The following is a 15,907-nucleotide window of genomic DNA, read 5'->3' as shown; positions in this document are numbered from 1 at the left end:
TATATTATAATAAGGCGTCTAATCCAGCTTGATCGGCTAAGAAGCTGGCATCATTCCATTGTGTCAGCTGGTATGGCAAGTTTGCATCTTGACCTGTGTCTAAAATACTCAAACTGTTATTGACCAATCCGCCCTGTTCTCTTAACTGAGCAAGGTTTTTTCCTGCCAGCCACTGGATCGCAGCAGTCAGTGAGGCACCATGACCCACAAATAATAAAGGCCCTTGATGTTTTTTTACAGCGTTGACGACTACTTTTTCGATCCGGGCCAAAGCCGCTTCGATTGGTTCGCCATGAAAGACACTCGGGTCATATTGATCCAAGTGGTTGCGTAAGCGATCCAATGCTTCTGGATATTTGGCGTGCATCTCATCGATGGATTGCCCTTCTAAGTCGCCTAAGCCCAATTCCCTTAAATCATCTGTATAGATGATCTCCACAGGCTGTGACAATCGCGCTTGGATGCCCTGGGCTGTTTTCATTGCCCGCAACGAAGTGCTGGCATATATTTTTTCAAAAGGAATCTCCGCAATATGGTTGCCCAGCAAGTCGATTTCTTGATAGCTTTGCGGCAATAACGGCGAATCCCCCATCATCCCTTGAAAGCGTCTTGCTTGGTTCCATTCCGTTTTGCCATGTCGTGTAAAATAAAGTTGCATCCATCCGTCCTCGCTTTTAATCGATTTTGTCGTTTTCATAATGGTGCGTCAATTCTAATTCCGGAAATCCTTGTTGACGCAGTACTTCATAGATAATCAACGCAGCTGTGTTTGACAAGTTCAATGACCGAACATGGGTATCGTTCATTGGGATACGCAAACACTGTTGGGCATGTTCCCGCATAAAGGTTTCTGGCAAACCAGTGGTTTCTTTGCCAAAAATGAAAAATTGGTCATCATCTGCCGTATAGTCGACTTCAGAATAGACGCGATTGGCAAATTTAGAAATCAAGTACAATGGGCGTTCTCCTAAGAATGCCATAAAGGCAGGCAAATCTTTGTGGTACGTGATGGCAACATCTTGCCAGTAGTCCAATCCTGCCCGTTTTAAGTGTTTATCATCCGTAGAAAAGCCTAAAGGCTCGATCAAATGCAACTGTGTATTTGTCGCTGCGCAAGTGCGGGCGATATTTCCCGTGTTCGCTGGAATTTGTGGTTCAAAAAGAACGATGTGATTCATGAAATATTCTCCTTTTCACTCGGTATTCACCAATTGATTGTTATTGTATCTATAGTATCATATTTTGGTCAAATTGTTTTTAGCGATTCTTCTCACATAAAGGACATTTTGGGCATAAAAAAAACGTACCAACTCGGTGTCGATCACTGCGAGTCGTTACGTTAGTGAAGCTCTTTTCACTAACTTTTATCAGAACAGGAACCTGATAAAAACCAATGAAAAATGACTTGAGAACAATATATCACTCCCATGGCATGAATGCAAGGGTATATAACAAAAAAGTTCAAAATATTTTCAGTAAATTTTCGCAATTAATATGTCAACATCCACTGTGATTTTTGTCAGCGGTTTTTTCCGCAACGCTTCTTTCGCAGCTTCGGTTGCAGCCCACTCCAAAGGGGACATCGCCAACAAATCTTGCTGCAAGGCTTCTGGGATTGCAAAGACGTGGGTTGCCCGCTGCCGTGTGGCGGTTGGATAATGCGCTAGAAATTTATCTACCACCCGTTGATTGGAATACTTCTGCTTCGCCAAATCATCAGGAAAAAAGGCCATTCGCAATTCTTTCAAGTAATTTTCAGCCGGAACAACTTTGATTAATTGACCGCCTTTTTTAAGAATACGATTAAATTCCTCATAATTCGAAGGGGAAAAAATATTCAATACCGTATCAAAGCTGGCAGCTGCAAAAGGTAGATTGGTCAGATCCGCCACACACCAAAACGCCGGTACAGCTTGATTGGTGGCTAGATTGATGCCTTCTTTGGCTATATCGAAACCAACCGCGGTTTGGGTCGGTGCGCTGATCAACTGGTTCAAGAAGCTCCCTTCGCCACAGCCAACGTCCAATACACTGTCCCCAAGGCTCAAATGCTTTTTGATCAGCGCCAACACAGGCTGATACATCCCGCTTTGGATCATTCGTTGTCTAGGCAGGAACATCGACTGGTCATACTCTGTTTTGACCGCATGGTCTAAGAAAAACAAGGTCCCTTTCTTTGACAAATCAAAGCGATGGCGATTGGCACAAACCAAACCGCTATCGGCGGCAAAAAATCTCTGCTGACAAATTGGACAGGCAAACAGCGCTTGGTGGGCTTGTAAAAACAAACGACCACGATCGATTTTTTTTAACATCAAACACTCCTCCATCTCTGTTCTACTTTACCATAAACTTATGGTAAACTACTAGTATAGAATAACAGCTTTATCCATGGAGGGTCTTTATGTTAAAAGAGTTTTGTGCAGAAAATTATACCAATATCCCATTAGCGATCGCCCGAGGTGCGAATCGGATCGAACTATGCGACAATTTGGCTGTCGGCGGCACCACCCCTAGTACAGGTGTCATTGAAGAAGCCTTAAGCTATGCCGGAGAAAAGAGTGTCCCTGTGATGACGATCATTCGTCCGCGGGGTGGTGATTTTGTTTACAACGATACAGAATTGAAAATCATGCATACCGATTTGATCGAAGCCAAAAAAATCGGTACCGATGGCGTTGTTCTAGGTTGTTTGACTCCCAGCGGCTGGTTGGATGAAGAAGCCTTAGAACTATTGCTAGACACAGCAGAAGGCCTACAAGTGACTTTCCACATGGCCTTTGATGCAATTCCTGCTGAACGACAGTTTGCTGCGATCGATTGGCTGGCGGATCACGGGGTCGAACGCATTTTGACCCATGGCGGCGCAGCTGGCACCCCTATTGAAGATAATCTTTCGCGTCTGCAAGAATTCATCGACTATGCAGCAGAACGTCTGACGATTTTACCAGGGGGCGGGATTTCATTTGAGAATGCGCAACATGTCAGTGATACACTAGGTGTACAAGAAGTTCACGGGACCAAAATCGTTGATTTAAGTGATTGATGTTCTTACTGCTTTCTTTCGAGAAAGCAGTTTTTTTGTCGTTTTTCATTGACCAAGCATTTTCAATCCTTCTTTACTCTTTTTAAGTTCCCATTAAGCCGCCTCAGCTATCCTATGTGCAAGAGGTGATTTCACATGAATGTCCTATTAATGATTCCTATCTACGAGCCGTCAAAAAAAACCATTGCATTTTTTGACACGTTGCTTCAAGCAACTACCTGCGATATATTGATCGTCGATGATGGCAGTGGTGCGCACTATCAAGAAATTTTTCACACCATTCGTCAACTTTCTCCCCGCATTCATTTTAATTCGTATCCCCAAAACCACGGCAAGGGCTACGCGCTGAAGTATGGGTTACACATGATCCAGCAACACTTTCCTGAAGTAGAAGGAATTGTGACCGCCGATGGGGATGGGCAGCATCACCCGCAAGATATCCAACGTCTGATCCATGCTTTGCCCAATCAGCCAAGCCGCGCCCTGATACTCGGCGTCCGCTCCTTTGAGAAAAAAACGACCCCAGCCAAAAGCTACTGGGGCAATCGATTGACATCAGGCTTTTTTTGGTTGGCTACAGGTTTACGTTTGCAAGATACCCAAACAGGTTTGCGGGCATTCCCCACTACCTTGATGCCCATTTTGACCGAAATCAATGGCGCACGATTTGACTATGAAATGAATGTCCTGTTAGCTGCAAAACAGCAGCAACTTACGCTGATATCGATCCCTATCCAGACGATTTATGAGGACAACAATCAGCATTCCCATTTCCGTCCAATCCATGATTCCTTGTTGATTTATGGACCGTTGTTGCGTTTTATCGGTGCTTCCCTTATTTCAGCACTCTTAGACAGCAGTTTGTTCCTGCTATTGACCTTGCTTTTGGGCCGTACCTCTCTGCCATTGTTGATTGCGACAGTTTTGGCCCGTTTGACTTCAGGGGTAATCAACTACTTATTGAACCGTCGCTATGTATTCCGGCAACCGCATAACTCAGCCAGTGCTTTTCGCTATGCTTGTCTTTTTGTGTCCATCATCTTCTTTAGTTGGATCGGGGTCAATTGCATAGCGCAGATCTTACCTTCGCTCTTTTTGTCAAAACTGATCGTGGACGGCCTCTTGTTCTTCTTGAGTTTCCAAGTACAACAGCGTTATATTTTTGTAAAGGGGGTCTCATAATGAATTGGTTAAAAAAACCTTACCGCTGGGCCTGGCTGTTTTCACTCCTGCTGACAGCAAGCAGCTGTTGGATCCTTTTAAAAGCGTTTGTTTTGCCTGATCGCCAAGTAGCAGTAGCAACGGTGACAGACAGCACCGCCGCCTCGACCGGCAATAGCACTGAAGAGACGACGGCCAGCAGCGAATCGATCGTTGCCACCGATACAAGTTATACCAGTGACGGTCTGACGATCACGCTGACCGAAAAACGTGTCGATGAGACGACCGTCTATATCGCTGATATCCAAACAGCCGACAGCAGTCATTTGCAAACAGCTTTAGCCGAAAACACATACGGCAGAAATATCAAAGAAACAACTTCTGCGATGGCAGCCGAAAACGAGGCTGTTTTGGCTATCAATGGCGATTATTACGGATTCCGCAGTACTGGTTTTGTCATGCGCAACGGTACATTATATCGCGATACGGCAAACGGAGATACCCAAGCATTGGTGATTGATCAAGATGGCAATTTCTCCATCGTTGATGAAAGCACGACTTCCGCTGAGTCCTTGACCAATGCCCAGCAAATCCTTTCCTTCGGTCCAGCATTGATCGAAGACAGTCAAATCGTGGTCTCTACTTCTGCCGAAGTCTCACAATCTATGACCAGCAACCCCCGAACGGCCATCGGACAGATTGCCGAGAACCACTATGTGATCATCGTTTCTGAAGGCCGGACATCTGACAGCGAAGGCTTGACCTTGTATCAATTGGCAGAACAATTTGAAGAACTAGGTGCTGCAACTGCCTATAATCTAGACGGTGGCGGCTCATCGACCCTTTACTTCAATGGCAAAGTTGTCAATCAGACCGTCGGTGGTAGTGACAACAGCGAGGAACGAGCAGTCAGCGACATCCTCTATTTCAAGTAAAGGAAGTGACCGACATGAAAAAATTGATTTCCTACGGCAGTATCTGCCTTAGTCTATTTCTCTTCCAATTGGTCTATCATCACTTTAGTCACGGCATCAGCTCCGCTTCGCTGAAATACGCTTGGCTGATCATGGTATACGCCGGGCTGCTCTGGTGGCTGATTGATCGACTATTCAGCAACAAGCAACTGCGGCTTTCATCGAATCTCTATCATTCGGGTTTGGCCTGCTTCATCACATGGTGTCTATTGAACGGCGTAATGGAGATTGCTGGAAGTGATTCACCTTATCTATGGTTGTATTTGCTTTTTGGCGGCGGGTTTATCTGTGCCAGTCTGATCACATTGAGTTGGAAGGAAAAATCTAAGAGCTGAAAATTTAGCGTAGATGAGAAGAACCTGCCGATTGATTGGCAGGTTCTTTGTATGAAGTAGACTATTTCAGTTCCCTCACATGAAAGTTAATAGGGTTTTATGATCAACTGGACATTCCGAATATCATCCGTATTTTGTGTAATTTCAACATGAATTTCTTCGCCGTAATCAATGTTGACTTCCCGACTTTCAAGTTTTTTTTCAAAATCTGAGTAATCAAACTCGACGCCAAGTGCCTTGAAAAGGTCCGTCATTGCTTCATCGATCAGCTGTTTCTTTTCACCAAAATTTCTATAGCTTTCGTTGATTTGAATCATAATGGCAGAAAAGTATAGATCTCTGCTCTCTTCTCCAGCCGCATAATCCACTGTAATAAAGCCATCATCAGCTTCTACACCGTCGGGAACTAGAACAAATAGGCTTGAATCTGCTAATTTCCGATCTAAATCAGCCGCTTGAATATCAAAAACCGTCCTATGTTCCATTGCCTGATTTTCTTCCTCAATCGCTGCTTGCCGTTGACTTTCACTGACCGATTCTTCTTGTGCATCAGGGGCCAGACTGCCACACCCTGTCAGCAGTAAGCAACCTATGGCTATATAAGCAAATTTCAACTTACGCAATATAGGTGTCCTCCTTCAATTTCATAGACACGATCACAAAGCGCATCAATTTGCCGCTCATCGTGGCTTGTTAAAAGAATTGTCTTCCCTTGTTGTTTTAACTCTTGCAACAATTCTGATATTTCAGCAACCCCTCTTTTATCCAACCCGTTGAAAGGTTCGTCCAAAATCAAAATCGCGGGATCTTCCATTAACGCTTGCGCGATCCTCAGTCTTTGTTTCATCCCCAAAGAAAAATGTTTGACTTTTTTCCCTTTGCAATCTACTAAGCCAACCTGGACAAGGACTTCTTCCAACTGTTTCGTGGAAACTTCCTTTATCAAGTCAGCCAAAAGCTGTAAATTTTCAAGGGCTGTTAGATACCCAATCATGTCTGGTTGTTCGATCATAATGCCACTGTCAATAATAAATTGTTTCCCAGCTATGACATCTTTTCCCATTACATTGATTCTTCCGGAAAACGGCATAAACCCGCAAATTGCTTTCAGAAGAACAGATTTCCCAGACCCATTGTGTCCAATCAACCCAATACACTCTTTTGCGCCAATCAGCATATTCACATCATCTAATATACTTTGACTTTTTATTTTAATCGTTACATTTTTCAGCTTGATTCTCATTGTTGATCACTTCTTTCGTTGAGTTTACAAATGAAAAGGCATAAATATTGTCATGAACTGTGTTAAGAGTAAGATGATGCCACTAAAAATGATACTTATCACCCAATGCAAATCATGCCAAATGAAAATAATAGATAGACTGGGAAATGTCAGATTGATCATAAAAATGATAGCCAATACACCCACTAGCATGAGGACAAACCTCACATCATCCAACATCAAGTAAATAAAAAACAGGAACCGATACAGTGCCAACAGGAAAAGTGTATGGATGATCAATAATAGGACCATTTGCAATAAAAAGGTTTGGCTATCTTCCTGATAATTAAATGTATTGTAAACAATCAAACAGATAATAGCCATGTGATAACTGAGAGAGAAAACAACTAGGTCATATGTTCCTTTCTGCATCATTCTGCTAAACAATCTTCGACTTGTTTTTAAACGAGCGGCATAATATTGAAAGTATACCTTTCCTCTGCTCAGAAAGGAAAGTGCCCCAACGACAATAGCTGAAAGCAGAAAGAAATAAAATGGCATTAAATCAAAAACATTCTTTCCTTCCATATAATCTAACCGAGTATAATCGGGAAAGATAAACAGTTTATGCACAAAATATTCTTTATATAGCTGACTATTTGTTGCCATACTGTACTGAAGCAAGTTATTGCTGACATAGACATAACTGACGCTAGCAAGCAACACTGCTGTTAAAAACAGGAAACAGATTTTTTGATATCCCTTCATACCGACCTCCGAATAACGCTATTTTACTTCCCGACGTCTTAAAATAAATAAGATGACACACGCCAGCATCATAAAAATGAAAATTGGTGTAAACGCTTGAAGCGTTGTTAATTCCGTATTAAACGCTAAATATGTACCGTAATAATTCAGTGCTGGAAAGCTTGCGATATTGGATAGAATTCCTGAACCAAAACAAATGAACATCGTTAATATTAAGACTTGCCATTTACGGTGACAAAAAATGACGAATGTTCCTGCTAAAAAGTTGAGGACAAAAAAAGAGACGAAATAAATAGTCCAGATCATAAATAAAAAGAAGAGAAATGGAGAAGACTGGTAAAAGTTGGCAGGTAATATGGAAGCATAGCCGCCAATATCATCAATCGATCGAACCACGAATAATCCTGCTATACTGTAAAGACACGTCAAAGCCAAACAAAGTGCGCAGGCTGATATGACGGAATAAATGGAAATTGTTTGTACTTGATATTTGAAAAAATGTTGTATTCGCGATCTTCCGTAGGCATGATACAACTGAAATTCATCAAAAAATCCTAACATGGGCAATACCACCAAAACCGGTAAAAAATCAATTATGTGATACATAGAAGAATCGACAAAATTTTCCCATGTTAAAATTGATTCTAGGAAGCTTTTTTGAATAGTGCTCTTGGGAATTGACTGGTCAAGATCCGGAGCAGTGTAATCCATTGTCAGAATCTCAAAAAAGTTGCTGGCAAAAAACCAAGAAATCAACATCGATACAGTCAGTAAAATCATACTTGCTGCTAAGTATTTGTTTTTATAGCGAAATTTTCGAATTGACATGAAACGCCTCCTAAAATATCCGAGAGCTATCCAGCTTCTCGGATATTCTCAAATGAATACGAGTATAGACCTTAAACGAATTAATATGAGTCAGGACTCCATGATCCCTTAATAGTTACACTGCCGCCACCTGTATCATTTGTTTTTCTCATACCCATGCGATACTTGTATCCTGCAACAGCGTTAGATGTTTTAAATTCTGCTCGTTTACCTCTTTGAAGAGTCGTCCCACCTCGATAAGCACCTTCAGAATTCTTCATATTTGCAGTAATCCAAGCAGTCCCAGTATCATTTGATAAATTCACTACACCATTGCGACCTGTTGTCGCTTTTGTTAAATAACCAGTAAACTTTTCCGAGCCAGAATAATTCACTTTAAAACTTGAAAATTCACCTATTTGACGAGCGTTCACTTCAGATGCTGTACCTATAATTACCAACCCTAATACAATTAAACCAGTAATCTTTTTCATAAGTTCCTCCAATTAATTTTTTTTCAAATCGATTTGATACCCTAATCATATTAGAAATGTAGCCTCGAAAACCAAAAATATCCTAATTCACTGACTAACTATCCTAAATGAAGAACAGACGCAAAAAAAAACATCTAGGAATACCTAAATGTTTTTTGTCTAAAAGCAATAAAAACATGATATAATTTAACCAAAAAACCAAGGGTGGTTTCATGCTTTTTCATTTAATTATCTATTCGCATTTTTTCTTCATATTAAGCAGCTATTTAATGTTAGACACTAAAATAAAAAAAAATAAGCAATTACTTTCATGCATTTTTATTCTTACAGTTTTATGTTGCTTTATCGAAACACATATCAGCTTAATTGGACTTTTTATTTTTATGATTGGATTGTTACTCAGCAATTATTTTTCAGATTCCGTGCCGGCCTTTATGATACTACTAGCTAAACTGTTGGTTTCTTACTATATTTGTTATTTTTTGATGAGAATTGCCTCTCCTTTCATATCATTTGTGACCATATCCGAAAATAATAGATTTTCCATACTTTATCTAATAATAGGTATCTTCTTCAATGGATTTTTAGGTTATATTATACGCCCTTACCTTGAGGACACTCTTCATAAATATAATTTTTTAGAAAAATTCATCTACTTTATTGCATGTATTTGGTTTTTCAATAATTGCTATCAAATATTTATGTATTTATATTTTTATCCACAAAATTTCCAAACACAATCTCTATTCATGGTTTTGGCAGTTTTCTTTGTGTTTATTTTAATTATTGTGATCCTTATCATCTATTCCTTACACAGTATAAAAAAAGTGCAACAATCGCAGCAGCAAACACAAACCGCTTATGAAGAGATTCAAATATATAGTCATGCATTAGAAATCAGCTATCAAGATCTACGCGCATTTAAGCATGATTACAGCAATATCTTGCTTTCGATCCAAGAATACATCGATGAAGAAGATCTATCTGGTTTGAGGGACTATTACCATAACCAACTCAAAGCAACTCAAAAACTGGTTACCCCTACTTTCAACCGTTTAGATGACATCCAGAACATTGGTTCATCTGAAATTCGCAGTATTATTTTGCATAAATTGAACCATGCCCAAGGGTTAGGGATAACTAGCTCACTTGAAATTCCTAAAGCGTTGCTAGTGAAACCAATCTTCGACACCATTCAACTCGTTCGTTTGCTAGGTATCCTGCTGGACAATGCGATTGAAGCTGCGCAAGAAAGCACGAACCCTAGTCTCTCAATTGCTGTGTTCAAGCAAGTAGGCGATGAGATGATCATTATAGGCAACACTTATTCAGCGCTTATTCCTAAAGAACAATTGCTGCAGAAAAACCCCCGATCAACTAAGGATCCTAAAAGAGGGATAGGCTTGCAAAATGCTGCATCGATCGTCAAGCAAGAGAATAGTCTGTTTCTTGAGACACAAATCACCGATCGCTACTACACACAAATAATTACCATCCATCAGGAGGAATAATAGATGTTATCTGTTTATATCTGTGAAGATGATCCAAAGCAATTAGACCTGTTGACCCATCTTGTTCAGTCATATATCATGATTGAAGAACTTGATATGGAATTAACGATGGCGACAAAAGATCCACATGAATTGTGGACATCTATAAAAGAAAAAAATACCTTCCCTGGTATTTTTTTCTTAGATATTGACTTGCGTACATCTATCGACGGAATTGGCCTTGCTTCGAAAATTAGACAAAAAGACCGCAATTGCAAACTTGTTTTTTTAACAACCCACGAGGAAAAAATGCACTTAACCTTCAAATATAAACTAGAAGCTTTAGACTTTATTAGTAAAGATGATATCAGGAACATACGAGAACGCGTTCGTTCAGCGCTAATTGAAACCCAATCCTTTTATACATCTAGCCAGTCAAAAAGTACCGACATCCTTTCATTTAAGATAGGCAACCAGTCCCGGTTTCTCCCCATTGATAAAATCATCTATTTAGAAACCTCAACCGCCAAACATCGCTTGATTCTTCATCATGAAGACGGTCAACTTGAGATTTATGGCAATTTAAAGGAAATTGAACAACGATCAAGTGATTTCGTCCGTGTTCATCATGCTTTTCTCGTAAATAAAAAACATGTTCTGCGCTTAGATAAGACGAACCGAGAAATAATGATGACAAATGGATTAACGGTCTTCGGTTCAGTACGCTTGATGAAAAATCTATTGTAGCAGTGATTTATCCTATACAGTGATGCGGGAACTGCTCATGCACAAGTACCGAGTGAAGGATTCATTCTGGGGAATCAAATTTCTGAAAGAAGCATTCTTCTCACTTCGTATAAATTTGCTTCATATCCTGCGAACTATCCTATACTAAACAAAACGACTCTCAACTAATTGAAGTTGCGAGTCGTTTTTTTATATTTAAAAATCTATTTCTTGTTTAACATACCAGCTGACAAATGCACAAAAACACCCATATTCCCTACTATAGCTATCAGTAATCCATACAGACGAAAAATTTGAATCATATTGATTGTTTGAGAAATCAATAAAAAAAACTGGAAACTGATAAAAAGAACATGAATAGTGAAAGCAAGTATTATAATCTGATTATTATTAGTAATAAAACTGCCAACTATAATGAACTCATATAAGCAGAACAGCCCCATATACATCAGTGAAGAAGAAATAAGACTAATCCCATTTAACACTTCAATACTGAATGTATCAAGGTTTGAATTAAAGCTCCAAGGTAAAATTAGGGAAACAATGAAAGCAATATGAAAAAAGATTGCTTTTTTGGGAACAGGCGAATGGTTAGATTTAAAACTAGTCATATATATGCCCTCCTTGGTAATATATTATTTAAATTATTTTTAATTATAGGAATACAAATATTAACACTGAAATAATGAATAGTTAAGTCGACTTAACACTTATAGTTTACTTTCTATTTTGAATAAATTGTCGATTAAGTCCTAAAATGATTTTTTCACTTCCTGTCTGTTCTAATTCAATTCGAAATTTCACTTAGGAACGCCTAAATGCTTCTGTAATTAGTATCAAGTTTATTGCAAAGATTTAACTGTTCTCCCCATTCGAAGGTGATAACTTTTAAACGATACCTACGTAGCTACAATCAATAACTATCATCATAAGTATATTTGTCAAAATCCAGTATTGTTTATTCTTATCCAAAGATTTCATCTTACAACTGCAATATCCGAAGTCGATATTCCCTGCACTTTTTACACTAAAGAACTTATAGTAAACGAATACAGTTTCAATTCGAAAAAAGAACCTCTCGGTTTTCCGATTTGCCATTAATTTTTAAACTGAAATTGATGACAAATTGGATCATTATTTCGAGACTTTTTTGAAAGCAGGATACTAATTCCCTTTTAATATGTAATGACTCCCCTACTATCTACAGCAAAACCTTCACGCTTAGTTAAACAAAAATCCATTCTCTCCAAAAAGGCGCACCTCATCACAAGGTGCGCCTTCTTCTCGATTAAATTATTTTCACTTATCTCATATCGCCTGCAACAAATCATATTGCGATTGATACAAATGATGATACAACCCTCTTTGGGCCATCAATTGGTCATGATTGCCTGATTCCGCGATCGTACCGCCAGCCACATAGAAAATGCGGTCCGAGTTTTTGATCGTTGACAAGCGATGGGCAATAATAAAGGAGGTCCGACCTTCTAAGAGTTTTAGTAACCCTTCTTGCAGCAGTTCCTCTGTTTTGGTATCAATGCTTGAAGTTGCTTCATCCAGAATCAGAATCTTCGGATCTGCTAGCAGCGCACGCGCAAAAGATATCAATTGCCGCTGACCAGCAGATAACGTACTGCCTCGCTCTTCCACCACCGTATGATAGCCATCTTTCAAATCTTTGATAAAATCATGGGCGCGAACGATTTTGGCTGCTTCGATGATTTCTTCTTCCGTAGCATCCAATTTTCCGTAACGAATATTCTCAATGATGGTACCAGAGAAAATAAAGGTATCTTGCAGCATCACACCCATCTGAGAGCGTAATGAAGCCAAGGTGACATCCCGTACATCCATGCCATCCACTTTGACACTGCCTTCATTGACATCATAAAAGCGGCTCAATAAATTGATGATCGTGGTCTTCCCAGCGCCTGTTGGCCCAACCAAAGCAATGCTTTCCCCCGGCGTAATCGTGAAATTGACATTTGATAGGATATTCTTGCCTTCTTCATAGCGGAAAGTCACGTCTTCAAAGGTCACCGCCCCTTTCATCGCTGGCAAGACTTTGGCATCTGGTTTATCTTCGATGTCTGGTACTTCGTCCATGGTTTCAAAGATTCGTTCCAAGTAGGCAGTTGCCGTGATCAATGAATTGTAGAAATTTCCGATATTGATGACCGGATTCCAGAAATTGTTGATATAACTGATGAAAGCAATCAAAGTCCCGGTACTGACTTCCACCCCGATTTGGCGGATACCAACAAAATAAATCAAACAAGTGGTGATGACTGAAATATTTTGCACCCCTGGCCACATCAGAAATTGGATGCGCACGGCTTTCATCCATGAGGTCCGATAGTCATTGCTGACTTCTTCAAAAATGCCGGCATTCTCTTCTTCTCTGGCAAAAGATTGCGTGATTTTGATGCCTGCGATGCTTTCATGGATATAGGCATTCAAATTAGATTGTTTATTGCTAAGGGTTTGATACGCTTTGCGCTGTTTGTTCTTGATGACCATCACCATCACAAACAAGACTGGCAGCAAAGCCAATGAATACAAGGTCAACCTGAAGTCAATGACAAACATGAAGATCAAGGTGATCACGACATTGAAAATATCCGAGATCAGATTGATCAGCCCATTACTCAAGAGATCACTTAAAGTATTGATATAATTGACGATGCGGATCAAAATTTTCCCATGCGGCCGCGTATCAAAGTAAGAAAACGGCAAGCGTTGCAAATGTTCAAAAATATCATAACGCATATCTTTCAGTACATCCTGCCCAATGCGGGTAATATGATAGATCCGATAGCGCATGCAGGCACCAATGATGACCAAGGTCACCAGAAAGGCCAAGCCGATCAATAACAGCTGACCAATATTTTCTTCAGGGATAGAAGTATCAATCGCGATCTTGGTGAAGACCGGCGCCAACATTCCAGCTAGATTGGCCAAGATGATCGTTGCCAAGACCTTGAAGATGCTTTGTTTGTATGGAACAACATAGCGTGACAGTCGTTTGAAGTCTTGCCAACTAAATTCCTGTTCCAATTCCTCATCGACATCAAATGTGTTTCTCGCCATCGTCTTCACCTCCTGTTAAGCCTAATTGTTTTTGATAGACTTCATAATATTTACCACGTTTGGCAACCAGTGCTTCATGGGTGCCTTGTTCTACGACCCGGCCCTTTTCCATCATGAGAATCACGTCGGCTTCTCTAACCGATGAAATTCGATGGGCAATGATGAAGGTGGTCTTTTCGCCTGTCAACTTGGTGAGTTCTTGCTGGATCTTCGATTCCGTCTCCATATCAACGGCTGAGGTCGTGTCATCCAAAATCAGAATCGATGGATCTTTGGCCAATGCCCGTGCTAGAGAGATCCGTTGTTTTTGCCCACCAGATAGCCCGACACCCCGCTCACCAATAATCGTTTCATAGCCTTGCGGCATCCGTGAGATGAAGGTATCTGCATCGGCTACGACAGCCATTTGCCGAATAAACCCTTCATCTGCCAAGGGATTTCCAAAAGCGATATTATCAGAAATCGTATTTGAGAATAAAAACACATCTTGCATGACCATCGAAATGTTCTCCCGCAATTGACGGACGGGATATTCTTTGGCATTTTTGCCATCGATCAATACTGTTCCTTCCGTTGGATCATAGAATCGCCCGACTAGATTGACCAGTGTTGTTTTACCAGAACCCGTTTCTCCTAAAATACCGAGCGTTTGACCAGGTCCAATGCTGAAATTGATATCTGACAAAACATTTTGATCAGGATCATCGGAAAAGTGGAAGGACACATCTTTAAATTCTACATAGCCCTTGATCGGCACCAGTGTTTCTTGATGATGCACCGGGATTTTCGATTCCTGTGCCAGCATTTGCCGGATCTTGATACACGCCGCTGAAAAGCGTTGGGCATCATTGATCAACCAGCCGCTCATCCGCATCGGATTGTTCAGCATCCACAAGTACCCATTGAAAGCCACCAAATCCCCTAACGTCATCTCGCCATTGATCACGAAGATTCCACCCAGAACCAATGCAATGATCGATAAACTACCGGCCAATCCGTCTAGCCATGGCAAGTAGTTTCTGGATACTTCAGCCGATGCCATATTTTTCGATTTAAAGTCTTCATTATATTGCACAAATTTTTCAATCTCAAAATTTTCTCGGGCAAATGCTTTGACCACCCGATTGCCACCGATATTTTCTTCTACCATCGAATTCAATCTGGAAAAACTCTCACGGATATTGAAGAATAGCGGATGGGCTTTTTTCGACATTTGATTGGTCAATACAAAAATAAAGGGCGTAATGGCGACAAGTGCCAACATCAATTTCCAATCAATAAAACTCATGACAACGATTGCCGAAAAGAACCATAAAACACATTCTGCAATATTGTAGGTCACCCAGGAAACAAAGTGGCGAATCGCATCGGTATCGCCGGTCATCCGGGCCATGATATCTCCTACTCGGGTATGGTTGAAGAAATCAAAGTCCAATTCTTGCAATTTTTGATACATATCTTCTCTGAGATCGTACAGCGTATTTTGACCCACGCGTTCAAACAGCAATTGATACAAGTACCGAACGATTGTCCGTACCACGGTCGTTCCTATCATGATCAATAATAATGGCAGTAACAGTTCTGATTTTTGCTGATTGATCACATCGTCGATCACCATACCCCCTAAATATGGATTAACAACGATCAGCGCTGCATTGATCACTAAAAATAAAGTTGCCAATAGAAGTTTGCCGCGGTTCTTTTTTGCATAGCGCCAGATCCATTGTGTGTTACTCATCGAATTCCCCCTCTCGTTGTTAAGAATAAAGGTTT

General features: G+C 40.4%; 17 protein-coding genes. 6 read left to right on the top strand and 11 right to left on the bottom strand.

From position 1 onward, the window contains the following. Positions 1 to 4: 4 nt before the first annotated feature. The 3 genes from ACYVRS_RS09070 to ACYVRS_RS09060 form a co-directional block, all read right to left on the bottom strand. Positions 5 to 658, bottom strand: a complete 654-nt coding sequence (locus ACYVRS_RS09070) for a histidine phosphatase family protein (protein ID WP_313538482.1) — start codon at positions 656 to 658, stop codon at positions 5 to 7. Between the two features lie 16 nt (positions 659 to 674). Continuing rightward, on the bottom strand, positions 675 to 1,178 hold the full coding sequence (gene trmL, locus ACYVRS_RS09065) for a tRNA (uridine(34)/cytosine(34)/5-carboxymethylaminomethyluridine(34)-2'-O)-methyltransferase TrmL (protein WP_054116638.1): 504 nt from the start codon (positions 1,176 to 1,178) through the stop codon (positions 675 to 677). Between the two features lie 294 nt (positions 1,179 to 1,472). After that, entirely contained in the window at positions 1,473 to 2,315 is an 843-nt protein-coding gene (locus ACYVRS_RS09060; protein WP_313538480.1) for a methyltransferase domain-containing protein, read from the bottom strand. A gap of 89 nt (positions 2,316 to 2,404) precedes the next feature. Between ACYVRS_RS09060 and ACYVRS_RS09055 the strand changes: the two genes are divergently transcribed. The 4 genes from ACYVRS_RS09055 (at position 2,405) to ACYVRS_RS09040 (ending at position 5,516) form a co-directional block, all read left to right on the top strand. Next, positions 2,405 to 3,046: a copper homeostasis protein CutC gene (locus ACYVRS_RS09055; protein WP_313538479.1), complete on the top strand. Its 642-nt coding sequence runs from the start codon at positions 2,405 to 2,407 to the stop codon at positions 3,044 to 3,046. Positions 3,047 to 3,181: 135 nt separating this feature from the next. Then, entirely contained in the window at positions 3,182 to 4,228 is a 1,047-nt protein-coding gene (locus tag ACYVRS_RS09050) for a glycosyltransferase (protein WP_461203182.1), read from the top strand. Next, positions 4,228 to 5,142, top strand: coding sequence for a phosphodiester glycosidase family protein (locus ACYVRS_RS09045; RefSeq protein WP_461203181.1), 915 nt, complete (start codon positions 4,228 to 4,230; stop codon positions 5,140 to 5,142). Before ACYVRS_RS09050 ends, ACYVRS_RS09045 begins: the two co-directional genes overlap by 1 nt. A 14-nt stretch (positions 5,143 to 5,156) precedes the next feature. Continuing rightward, positions 5,157 to 5,516, top strand: coding sequence for a hypothetical protein (locus tag ACYVRS_RS09040; RefSeq protein ID WP_313538475.1), 360 nt, complete (start codon positions 5,157 to 5,159; stop codon positions 5,514 to 5,516). Positions 5,517 to 5,602: 86 nt separating this feature from the next. Here the strand turns inward: ACYVRS_RS09040 and ACYVRS_RS09035 are convergent, their stop codons facing one another. The 5 genes from ACYVRS_RS09035 to ACYVRS_RS09015 form a co-directional block, all read right to left on the bottom strand. Next, positions 5,603 to 6,139, bottom strand: coding sequence for a hypothetical protein (locus tag ACYVRS_RS09035; RefSeq protein ID WP_313538473.1), 537 nt, complete (start codon positions 6,137 to 6,139; stop codon positions 5,603 to 5,605). Continuing rightward, on the bottom strand, positions 6,127 to 6,759 hold the full coding sequence (locus ACYVRS_RS09030) for an ABC transporter ATP-binding protein (RefSeq protein ID WP_313538471.1): 633 nt from the start codon (positions 6,757 to 6,759) through the stop codon (positions 6,127 to 6,129). Before ACYVRS_RS09030 ends, ACYVRS_RS09035 begins: the two co-directional genes overlap by 13 nt. Positions 6,760 to 6,783: 24 nt before the next feature. Further along, positions 6,784 to 7,506, bottom strand: a complete 723-nt coding sequence (locus ACYVRS_RS09025) for a hypothetical protein (protein ID WP_461198404.1) — start codon at positions 7,504 to 7,506, stop codon at positions 6,784 to 6,786. An 18-nt stretch (positions 7,507 to 7,524) separates the two neighbouring features. After that, positions 7,525 to 8,334: a hypothetical protein gene (locus ACYVRS_RS09020; RefSeq protein WP_313538468.1), complete on the bottom strand. Its 810-nt coding sequence runs from the start codon at positions 8,332 to 8,334 to the stop codon at positions 7,525 to 7,527. Between the two features lie 80 nt (positions 8,335 to 8,414). Continuing rightward, positions 8,415 to 8,807, bottom strand: a complete 393-nt coding sequence (locus ACYVRS_RS09015; protein ID WP_313538466.1) for a hypothetical protein — start codon at positions 8,805 to 8,807, stop codon at positions 8,415 to 8,417. A 770-nt stretch (positions 8,808 to 9,577) separates the two neighbouring features. On the opposite strand from ACYVRS_RS09015, the gene ACYVRS_RS09010 reads away from it, so the two are divergent. Together ACYVRS_RS09010 and ACYVRS_RS09005 are read left to right on the top strand one after the other, a co-directional pair. Next, on the top strand, positions 9,578 to 10,318 hold the full coding sequence (locus ACYVRS_RS09010) for a GHKL domain-containing protein (protein ID WP_461198400.1): 741 nt from the start codon (positions 9,578 to 9,580) through the stop codon (positions 10,316 to 10,318). A gap of 3 nt (positions 10,319 to 10,321) precedes the next feature. Beyond that, positions 10,322 to 11,044 carry a LytR/AlgR family response regulator transcription factor gene (locus tag ACYVRS_RS09005; protein WP_313538462.1) on the top strand — a complete coding sequence of 241 codons (723 nt, stop codon included), beginning with the start codon at positions 10,322 to 10,324 and terminating at the stop codon, positions 11,042 to 11,044. A gap of 203 nt (positions 11,045 to 11,247) precedes the next feature. Here ACYVRS_RS09005 and ACYVRS_RS09000 read toward each other — a convergent pair whose 3' ends face one another. From ACYVRS_RS09000 to ACYVRS_RS08990, 3 genes are all read right to left on the bottom strand, one after another. After that, a complete protein-coding gene (locus tag ACYVRS_RS09000; RefSeq protein WP_461198399.1) occupies positions 11,248 to 11,655 on the bottom strand; it encodes a hypothetical protein in 408 nt (135 codons plus the stop codon). 697 nt (positions 11,656 to 12,352) lie between these two features. Further along, positions 12,353 to 14,134, bottom strand: coding sequence for an ABC transporter ATP-binding protein (locus ACYVRS_RS08995; RefSeq protein WP_461203180.1), 1,782 nt, complete (start codon positions 14,132 to 14,134; stop codon positions 12,353 to 12,355). Next, positions 14,115 to 15,872 (bottom strand): ABC transporter ATP-binding protein, encoded by a 1,758-nt coding sequence (locus ACYVRS_RS08990; protein ID WP_312499912.1) that lies wholly within the window; start codon positions 15,870 to 15,872, stop codon positions 14,115 to 14,117. The genes ACYVRS_RS08995 and ACYVRS_RS08990 overlap by 20 nt, the downstream gene beginning before the upstream one ends. Positions 15,873 to 15,907 lie beyond the last annotated feature (35 nt).

Source organism: Enterococcus salsurae, assembly GCF_054784955.1.
The sequence above is the reverse complement of the archived record's forward strand: the minus strand, read 5'-3'. Positions and strand labels throughout refer to the sequence as shown.